This window comes from Kitasatospora sp. NPDC057518, from assembly GCF_042802075.1.
Taxonomy (GTDB): domain Bacteria; phylum Actinomycetota; class Actinomycetes; order Streptomycetales; family Streptomycetaceae; genus Kitasatospora.
The window spans coordinates 1-9,110 of record NZ_JBHVEU010000363.1 but is presented as its reverse complement, the minus strand read 5'-3'; the positions used below and the strand labels follow the sequence as shown (position 1 = coordinate 9,110).

The window sequence follows — 9,110 nt, the reverse complement described above, 5'->3', positions numbered from 1 at the left end:
TCAGCGCGCCGCAGGCGACGCCGGTGGCGAGCCGTACCAGGAAGTCGACGGTGGTCAGGGTGTGCACGACGGCACCTCCTTCACGGGAGGAGGGGGACGGACGGTGGCACGCGGTCGATGCTCCCGGCAGGCCGGGCGACCTCGATGATGGCCATCGCCACGGTGGTCGGCGGGGAGGCGCGCAGGGCGCGGGGGCCGGCCGTGCGGTCGGCCCCGGACGACGTGACGGCGCGTCGGCGCATCGGGGGTCTCGGGCGCCTCCGGAGCCGTGAGCCGTGAGCCGTCCCGAGCATAGACCGCCTCCGAACGACCGGGGCAGGGGTTTCCCGCTCTTCCTCGACAGCTTTGTAGAAGTTTGACCGAATCCGATCACCGCCGCCCGGGAACCGGCCCGCCTTGCGTCACGTCCTCCGACATATATAGTTCACCGACATATGCAGTTGAGCAGCTCACGAGGGGGAAGTGTGTCCCACACCGATCCGAACCGGCCCGCACCCGTCCTGCGCCTGGCCAACGTCACCCGCGTGCACGGGCGGGGCGCCGCCGAGGTGCACGCCCTGCGCGGCATCGACCTGGCCGTCCACCCGGGCGAGTTCGTCGCCGTCATGGGCCCGTCCGGCTCCGGGAAGTCCACCCTGCTGACCCTGGCCGGCGGGCTGGACCAGCCCAGCGACGGCGAGGTGCTGGTGGAGGGGGTCGCCCTCGGCGGCCTCGGCCGCGGCCGGCTCGCCGACCTCCGGCGGCGCTCGATCGGGTACGTGTTCCAGGACTACAACCTGATCCCGGCCCTGACCGCCGCCGAGAACATCTCGCTGCCTCGCGAACTCGACGGCGTCCCGGGCCGCCGGGCCCGCCGGGAGGCGCTGGCCGCACTGGAGGAGCTGGGCATCGGCGAGCTCGCCGACCGCTTCCCCGACGACATGTCCGGCGGCCAGCAGCAGCGCGTGGCCATCGCCCGCGCCCTGATCGGCGAGCGCCGGCTGGTACTCGCCGACGAGCCGACCGGCGCCCTCGACTCGGCCACCGGCGAGGCGGTGCTCGCCGTGCTGCGCGCCCGCTGCGACGCCGGCGCCGCCGCGATGATGGTCACCCATGAGGCGGCCCACGCCAGTTGGGCGGACCGGGTGGTCCACCTGCGGGACGGCGCGGTCGCCTCGGAGGCCCCCGGCCGCCGCTCCTCCGCCCGCCTCGCCGCGGTGCACCCCTCCGGTGCGGTCGGCGAGGTGGCGCAGTGAGGTTCGGAGCCTGGCGGGTCGCCCTGCGCATCGCCCGCCGCGACGCGCTGCGCGCCAAGGGCCGCAGCGCGCTGATCGCCGCCATGATCGCGCTGCCCGTGCTCGGCGTCACCGGCGCCGACGTGGTCCACCGCAGCGGGCAGCTGACCCCGGCCGAACGGGTCGAGCGGGTGGTGGGCGGCGCGGACGCCCTGGTCACCTCGCTCGCCCCGGGCACACCGGTCGAGCAGGCCCCGATCGCCGAGGACGGCGCCTTCACCGTCCCGGCCCGCCCCGGCGACAAGCCGACGGCCGAGCAGGAGAAGGGCGCGAGCACCGACCCGGCCGCCCTGGTCGCCGCGCTGCTGCCGCCCGGCAGCGCGCTCACCCCGGCCCGGCCCGGGCCGGAGGCCGGCGCGGACTCGCCCGAGGGCCTGGTCCGCACCCTCACCACCGAGGCCGACCTCGGCGACCCGATCTGGCGCGGCCGGCTCGACCTGGTCGAGGGCCGCGCCCCGAGCGCCCCGCACGAAGTCGCCGTCACCCGGGCCTTCCTGGACCGCTCCGGGCTCAAGACCGGAGCCACCACCACCCTCCAGGGCCTGGAGCGCACCGGCTACACCATCACCGGTGTGGTGGAGCACCCGAGCGAGCTGGGACGGGTCGAACTCGTCGCCCGGCCCGGCGAGTTGATCGAGCCGCTGAACACCGCACTGGCGGCCGGCGGGCCCGTCGCGGAGAAGCCCTCGGCCACCCGGTCCGGCTGGCTGGTCCGACTGCCGTCCGGGGCCTCCCTCGACTGGGCCGCCGTCCAGCGGTTCAACGCCCACGGCTACACCCTGACCGCGCGCTCGGTGGCGATCGCCCCGCCGCCCGAGCAGGCCGTCCCCTACTACCGCGACGCGTACCGCTACCACGACCCGACGGCCGCCAACAACACCAAGATGGTCGTCGCCGTCGTCAGCGGCATGGCGCTGCTGGAGATCGCGCTGCTCGCCGGGCCCGCCTTCGCGGTCGGCGCCCGCCGTTCGCGCCGCCAGCTCGCCCTGCTCGGCGCGGCCGGCGGGAGCCGGGCCCACGTCGGCGCGGTGGTGCTCGGCGGCGGCGTCGTCCTCGGCGCGACCGGGGCGGTGGTCGGCGTGGTGCTCGGCACCGCGGTGGTCGCCCTGCTGCGGCCGCGGATCGAGCAGTTCGGCGGCGTGCGCTTCGGCCACTTCGCCGTGCCGCCGCTGGACCTCCTCGCGATCGCCGGGATCGGCCTGTTCACCGCGCTGCTCGCCGCCGCGCTGCCCGCGCTGCAGGCCGCCCGGCGCAGCGTCACCGCCGGGCTGACCGGCCGGGACACCGTCCGCGCCCCCAGCCGGCTGGTCACCTTCGCCGGCCTGGGACTGCTCGTCCTCGGCGCCGTGCTCGCGATGTACGGCGCGGGCGCCGTGAAGCGCGACCAGCCGGGCGCGGGCGGCTACGACACCCGTACGCTCACCGTGCTCGGCGGCTCGGTGACCGCCGAGATCGGCCTGCTGCTGTGCACCCCGATGCTGGTCGCCCTGATCGGCCGGGCCGCCGGGCGGCTGCCGCTCGGCCCCCGGCTGGCGCTGCGCGACGCCGCCCGGCACCGCTCGCGCACCGCTCCGGCGGTGGCCGCGGTGATGGCCGCGGTGGCCGGCGCCGTCGCCATCGGCGTCTACTCCACCAGCACCGACGCCGAGGACCGGCGCGACTACCGGCCGCAGGCCCCGTACGGCGCCGTCCAGTTGATGACGTACGTCGACGGGCCCCGGCTCACCGAGGAGCGGGCCGAGCTGGAGAAGCAGCTGTCCGGGCTCGGCCCGCGCGGCGACCTCGGCCAGGTGGAGTACCGCTTCTGCGACAACTGCTCCAGCGTCGTCCAGCTCCAGGGCCCGCCGGAGCGCCGCGGCCTGGGCTCGCCGCCGCACATCGCCGCCGGTGACGTCACCGTGCTGCACAACCTGTTCGCCGTCCACGACCCGGCCGCCGAACAGGCGCTGGCCGCCGGTAAGTTGCTGGTCTTCGACCGGTCCCTGGTGGGCGCCGACGGCAAGGCCGTGATGGTCCTGCGCGGCGGGGGCGGCGCTCCGCTGCAGCCCGGCGAGGTGCCCAAGCCGGACGTCCAGGAGGTCCCGGTCGACGCGGTGCTGGTCGACAACCCGGCCGCCGCCGACTTCGCCCAGGGCCTGGCGCTGCCCTCCGCGCTGCCCGCGCTCGGGCTCACGTCCCGGCCGTCCGGCTCGGTCTGGCTGCCCGCCACGCCGCCCGACCGCAAGGCCCAGCAGCGCGCCGCGGCGGCCGCCGTCCGGCTGGACCGCTTCGCCACCCTGGAGGTGGAGCGCGGCTACCAGCCCACGGGCGACGCGCTCAGCCTGGCGCTCACCGGCTTCGCCGCGCTGGTCGTGCTCGGCGCGGCCGGGATCGCCACCGGCCTGGCGGCCGCCGACTCCCGGCAGGACCAGGCCACCCTGGCCGCGGTCGGCGCGCCGCCGCGGATCCGGCGGAGCATGGCGGGCCTCCAGTGCACCCTGATCGCCCTGCTGGGCGCGCTGCTCGGGGCGGTCAACGGGTTCGTGCCGGCGGTGGGGCTGCTGAAGTCCCGGGCCAGCGGCTTCGGGGCCAAGCCGGCGCTGATCACCGCGCCCTGGGGCGAGCTGCTGCTGATCGTGCTGGTGCTGCCGGTGGTCGCGGGGCTGCTCGCGGCGCTGTTCACCCGCTCCCGCATCCCGCTCGGGCGGCGGCTGTCCTGACGGCCCCGTCGGCCTCGGACACGTCTTGCACACGTACCGACCACCGGCTGACACCGCTTGGGCACCACCCGGGCACCGACCGCTACGCGCCGGGCGTCCGTCCCCCTCACCCGGGGGCGGGCGCCCGGCGCTCGCCGTACCATGGGCCGCGATCCGGCGGGCCAAGGGCGTCGGCGTCCGGTTCGGCGAGGGAGCAGAGGGAGTAGAGGGCGGTGCTGCGGGGGTTCGGGGACCTGGAGGCCGAGATCATGGACCGGTTCTGGTCCTGGGACCGGCCCGCCACGGTGCGCGAGGTGGTCGACGACCTCCAGCGGGACCGGGCCGTCGCGTACACCACCGTCACCACGGTCGCGGACATCCTGCACACCAAGGGCTGGCTGCGCCGCGACAAGGTCGGCCGCGCCTGGGTGTACCGGCCGAGCTGCACCCGCGAGGAGTACACCGCCCGGCTGATGCACCGGGCGCTGGAGACCACCCCCGACCGGGCGGGCGCGCTGCTCCACTTCGTCGACCGGATCAGCGGGGCGGAGGCCTCGGCCCTGCTCGCCGCCCTCGAACACGCGAGGTCCCGGGAGGCCGGGTAGTCGCGCTCGGATCCGTCCCCGGACACGCCCCCGTGGGCCCGTCGGCGTGGGGGTGCCGACGGGCCCCGGGTGGGGGTGGGGGGGTGGGGGTTCGTGGGATTTGCCGTGTCCTTGACCCGCGCGCCTGAACCCGCGCGGCCGGACCGGCGTTGTCACCGGTGCCGCAGGTACGCCTCCGCCGTCCGGCGCAGCCGGTCGTGCAGCCCGTCGTAGGCGCGGGCCCGGCCGAGCAGGGTCTTCGGCAGCTTGGCGACCATCGTGTAGTTGGTGTCGCAGACGTTCGCCGCCGGGGCCAAGCCGGCCTGGCTGACCAGCTGGTAGGCGTCCAGCTGGTCCAGGCCGAGCAGTTCGCCGGTCCAGCCGACCAGGTCGTGCTGGCTGATCCGGAACGCGTCCTCCAGCGGACGGGCGGAGCCGGTGCTGATCAGGAAGTCGTCGTTCTCCAGCCGGGGCCAGGCCGGTCCCCCGCCCTTGACCAGGTCGACGATCACGGTGGTGCGCATCGCCGCCTCCACCGCCGTGCCGCACACCTCGCCCTCGCCCTGGCGGGCGTGGCCGTCACCGATGGCGAGCAGGCCGCCCTCGACGTTGACCCGGAAGTAGGCGGTGGTGCCGGCCCGCATCTCGGGGGTGTCCAGGTTGCCGCCGTGCGCGCCCGGGGTGATCGAGGCCAGCACCTCGCCGGCCGCCGGGGCGACACCGACCGTGCCGTGCATCGGGTCGAGCGGCAGGTCCACCGTGAACCCGCTGTTGCGGGCCCGGAACCGGCAGACGCCCGCCTTGGCGTCCAGCTCGTAGACCCAGACCCGCTCCTCCAGCGGCGCGTGCAGCATCGCGGTGGTGTGGGTCGCGGTCAGCGCGCCGAAGTGCGGGAAGGTGCTGGAGACGCCGTACTCCCGGGCCGGGGTGATCTCCGCGAAGTGCACCGCGAGGATGTCCCCGGGCTCGGCGCCCGCCACCGCGATCGGGCCGGTGACCGGGTTGAGGTAGGGGAAGACGCACACCTGGCTGGGCAGGTCCCCGGTGCCGCGCACCTTGCCGCCGAAGCAGTCCTCGGTGGTCAACTCGACGACGGTGCCCGGCTGGACGGTGACCAGCGGGGCGCGGCCGCCGAAGGTGTAGGCGTAGTCCTCCGGGGTCGGGGACAGCCGGACGGTCTCGGGCAGGCTCACTGCTTCTCCTCGGCGGGGGTGCTGTTCATGGCGGTGCTGTTCGCGGCAGTGGTGTTCGTGGTGGTGGCGTTCCCGGCCGTGGCACCGGTGGCGGCGGCCTCGGCATCGGTCTCGGCGACGGCCAGCCGGGGCCTGCGCCCGGTCGCCACCAGCCCGGCGAGCACGATCCCGCCGACGAGCAGCCAGACGAACCCGAGCCGCTGGGCGGCGATGTTGGCGTTGACCACCACGTACGCGAGGATCGCGAAGCCGAGCGCCGGGGCGATCAGGTGCCGCCAGTAGTCCTTGCTGCGCTTGCGGACCAGGTAGTGGACGACCACGGCGACGTGCAGGACCAGGAAGGTGGACAGCGCGCCGAAGTTGACCAGGGTGCTCAGCAGGGTGATGCCGTCCTCGCGCGAGGCCGTGTAGAGGCCGAGCACCAGCGAGATCCCGGCGGTCAGCAGGGTCGCGTTGACCGGCACCCGGCGGGTGGGGTGGATCCGGGCCAGGAAGGCGGGCAGCTGGCGGTCGCGGGCCATCGCGTACAGCAGCCGGGAGGTGGCCGCCTGGGCGACCAGCGAGTTGGCGAAGCCCCAGGCCACGGCGGTGGAGGCGGCGGTCAGTGTGGCGAGCCAGCCGCCGGCGGCGGTGCGGGCCGCGTCGTAGAAGGCGGTGCCGTTCGGGTCGCCGTCCCGGATCAGCGCGTCGGGGTCGGCGACCAGCAGCGAGGCGACCCAGGTCTGCACGATGAACAGTGTGCCCGCGAGCAGCAGCGCGGCGACCATGGACCGGCCGATGGCCTTGGCGGAGTCCCGGTTCTCCTCCGAGAGGGTGGAGATGCCGTCGAAGCCCAGGAAGCTGAGCACCGCGATCGAGACCGCCCCGAAGGCCAGGCTCCACGAGAAGGTGTGCCCGTTGTACAGCGGTGTGAAGTCGAAGCCCCGGCCCTTGCCGTTGGCCAGGGCGATCACGCCGACCACCACGAACAGGGCCAGCACGACGAGTTCGCCGATCAGCATCGCCTTGTTGACCCGGTTGGTGGTCTCGATGCCCAGGTAGTTGACCACGGTGTTGAGCAGCACGAAGCCGATCAGCCAGAGCCAGACCGGGATCGACGGCACCAGCGAGTTCATCGCGACACCGGCGATCAGGTACAGCAGCCCGGGCACCAGCACGTAGTCGAGCAGGATCATCCAGCCGGACAGGAAGCCGACCGGGGCGGCGATGCCGCGGCCCGCGTAGGTGTAGACCGAGCCGGCCATCGGGAAGGCCCGGGACATCTGGGCGTACGACAGGGCGGTGAACATCATCGCCACCATGCCGAGGACGTAGGCCAGGGCGACCATGCCGCCGGAGCCCTGGAAGACGCCGCCGAAGATGCCGAACGGTGCGATCGGCACCATGAACACCAGCCCGTAGACGAGCAGGTCGGTGAAGCCGAGCGAACGGCGCAGTTCCTGCTGGTAGCCGTAGCTCTCGATGCCCTGGGGTGCGGGTGTGTCGGCCATGGTGCTCTCTCTCCGTGACGACCCTGAGGGGGTGTGGGGAGACTGTAGAGGGAACTATTTCCAGATGGAAGGGTTTCGTTCCGACATTCCACCTGACGAGAACGGAGTGCCCGGGGCCGGCTTGACCTACCGGGGCAGGACGGCGAAGCCGAGGCCCTCGGCCCGGGCGAGGTGGATCGGCGCCCGGCCCGCGGCCTCGCCGTGCAGCAGCCGGCCCGCGGCCGCCGCCAGGCCGTCCGGGGCCAGGGCCCGACGGGCCGCCAGGTCGGCGAGCAGGCGCAGGCCCTCGTACAGGCCCACCGCGTAGGCGTCCAGGACCGGCGCCCACGGACCGCACAGGGCCCGGTGCCGCTCGGCGAGGCGCTGCCGGCGCTCCTCGGCCAGCGTCGCAAAGGAGGGCATCGCCGCGTACAGCGTCCCGGTGTCGTCGCCGCCGAGCGCGAGCAGGCCGTTCTCCTCCAGGGAGCCGGAGAGCCGCACCAGCCCGCGGTCCAGCCCGCTGCGCCGCAGCGCCCGGTTGAACTGCACCAGGTCGCGCCCGATCAGACTGAGCAGCAGGGCGTCCGCGCGGGCCGAACGCAGCGCGTCCAGCAGCGGGTCGAGCGCCTCCTCGACCGCCCCGAAGGGGACCCGCCGCTCCAGCACCACCCGGGCGCCGGCCCGCGCCGCGAGCCCCTCGGCAGCCCGGTGGACGGAGCGCGGCCAGATGTAGTCGTTGCCGATCAGCGCCCACCGGCCGATCCCGTGACGGTCCGTCAACTCCTGGATCGCCGGGCCGAATTGGCGGGACGGGTCGATGCCGGTGCAGAGCACGCCGGGCAGCCGGGAGCCGCCCTCGTGCGGCGGGGTGAAGACGTACGCGAGACGGCCCGCGGCGACGGTCTCGACCGCCCGGTGCACATCACTGGTGTGGCACCCGGCGAGCGCGTCCAGCGCCCCGGCGTCCAGCAGGCGCCGCACCTCCCCGGCGACCGGGCCCGGCGCGCCGCCGCCGTCCACCAGCACCAGCTCCAGCGGGCGGCCGAGGACCCCGCCGCCCGCGTTGACCTCGTGCGCGGCGAGCAGCGCGCCGTCCAGCGCGGACGGGCCGGTGAGCCCGAGCGGGCCGGACTGCGGCACGACGAGGCCCACCCGGAACGCCGCCCCGTCCCGAGCCGAGTGCAGCGCATCGAGCGGATCGATCACCCTCACCTCGATGCTCACGGTGCGAGTATCGTCGTACCGCCGATATCGGGGAAGGCCGGAACGGGAGGGTCCGATGACCGCAGCTGGTGCCGCACCGGGGGTCGACGGCCGTCCCGGCGATCCCGCCGCCCCGGCCGCCGAGCAGACCGTCGCCGCCGCGGCGCGCCCCCCGGCCGCCCCGGAGCCGCTGCTGGTCGAGCTGGTCACGCTGGCCCACCGCAGGCTCTCCGGCGGCCTCGCCGCCGCCCTCGCCGAGGAGGACTGCACCGTCGACCAGTGGCGGCTGCTGCGCGTCCTCGCGGACGACCGGGGGCACGCGATGGGCGAGCTGGCCCAGGCCCTGCTGATCCCGCAGGCGAGCCTGAGCCGGCTGGTGGACTCGCTGGCCGATTCCGGCTGGGTCTACCGGCGCCAGGACGACCAGGACCGCCGCCGGATCACCGCCCACCTCTCCCGCCAGGGCCGCACCCGGCTGACCCGGCTGGACGCCCTCGCGCGCCGCCAGCGGGACGAGCTGGACGTGACGCAGTGGCTCGCCGACCGGGGCGTTCCCGTCCTCGCCCCCAGCCCGCTCGTGCCGCGCGAACCCGTCCGGCGCGGCGGATTCTCGATGACCTTCTGGGCCTACGTCGAGGAGGACCGGGGCAAGGAACCCGACTACGCGGCGAACGCCGAGAGCGTCCCCGGCTCCACCCACGGCTACGAC

7 protein-coding genes are annotated in these 9,110 nt (G+C 75.0%); 4 read left to right on the top strand and 3 right to left on the bottom strand.

Translation table 11 applies throughout. From position 1 onward, the window contains the following. The first annotated feature begins 434 nt into the window (after positions 1-434). The 3 genes from ACFU7Z_RS29560 to ACFU7Z_RS29550 all read left to right on the top strand — a co-directional run bounded on the left by ACFU7Z_RS29560 (position 435) and on the right by ACFU7Z_RS29550 (position 4,557). Positions 435-1,235: an ABC transporter ATP-binding protein gene (locus ACFU7Z_RS29560; RefSeq protein WP_117486990.1), complete on the top strand. Its 801-nt coding sequence runs from the start codon at positions 435-437 to the stop codon at positions 1,233-1,235. After that, positions 1,232-3,973: an FtsX-like permease family protein gene (locus tag ACFU7Z_RS29555; RefSeq protein ID WP_380780813.1), complete on the top strand. Its 2,742-nt coding sequence runs from the start codon at positions 1,232-1,234 to the stop codon at positions 3,971-3,973. The genes ACFU7Z_RS29560 and ACFU7Z_RS29555 overlap by 4 nt, the downstream gene beginning before the upstream one ends. A gap of 215 nt (positions 3,974-4,188) precedes the next feature. Further along, on the top strand, positions 4,189-4,557 hold the full coding sequence (locus ACFU7Z_RS29550) for a BlaI/MecI/CopY family transcriptional regulator (protein ID WP_049650008.1): 369 nt from the start codon (positions 4,189-4,191) through the stop codon (positions 4,555-4,557). A 152-nt stretch (positions 4,558-4,709) separates the two neighbouring features. Here the strand turns inward: ACFU7Z_RS29550 and ACFU7Z_RS29545 are convergent, their stop codons facing one another. The 3 genes from ACFU7Z_RS29545 to ACFU7Z_RS29535 form a co-directional block, all read right to left on the bottom strand. Next, positions 4,710-5,729 carry an acetamidase/formamidase family protein gene (locus ACFU7Z_RS29545; RefSeq protein WP_380780811.1) on the bottom strand — a complete coding sequence of 340 codons (1,020 nt, stop codon included), beginning with the start codon at positions 5,727-5,729 and terminating at the stop codon, positions 4,710-4,712. Beyond that, the gene (locus ACFU7Z_RS29540) at positions 5,726-7,219 is read right to left on the bottom strand and encodes an APC family permease (protein WP_380780809.1); all 1,494 of its coding nucleotides are present in this window, start codon (positions 7,217-7,219) and stop codon (positions 5,726-5,728) included. Before ACFU7Z_RS29540 ends, ACFU7Z_RS29545 begins: the two co-directional genes overlap by 4 nt. 126 nt (positions 7,220-7,345) lie before the next feature. Then, the gene (locus tag ACFU7Z_RS29535; RefSeq protein WP_380780807.1) at positions 7,346-8,422 is read right to left on the bottom strand and encodes an ABC transporter substrate-binding protein; all 1,077 of its coding nucleotides are present in this window, start codon (positions 8,420-8,422) and stop codon (positions 7,346-7,348) included. Between the two features lie 55 nt (positions 8,423-8,477). Here ACFU7Z_RS29535 and ACFU7Z_RS29530 point away from each other — a divergent pair. Then, the coding region (locus tag ACFU7Z_RS29530) for a MarR family winged helix-turn-helix transcriptional regulator (protein ID WP_380780805.1) at positions 8,478-9,110 on the top strand (633 nt) is incomplete at its 3' end.

Coding starts and splice junctions, on each gene's coding strand:
- ACFU7Z_RS29560 (WP_117486990.1), top strand. CDS start 435: ATGCAGTTGAGCAGCTCACGAGGGGGAAGTGTGTCCCACACCGATCCG.
- ACFU7Z_RS29540 (WP_380780809.1), bottom strand. CDS start 7,219: ATGGCCGACACACCCGCACCCCAGGGCATCGAGAGCTACGGCTACCAG.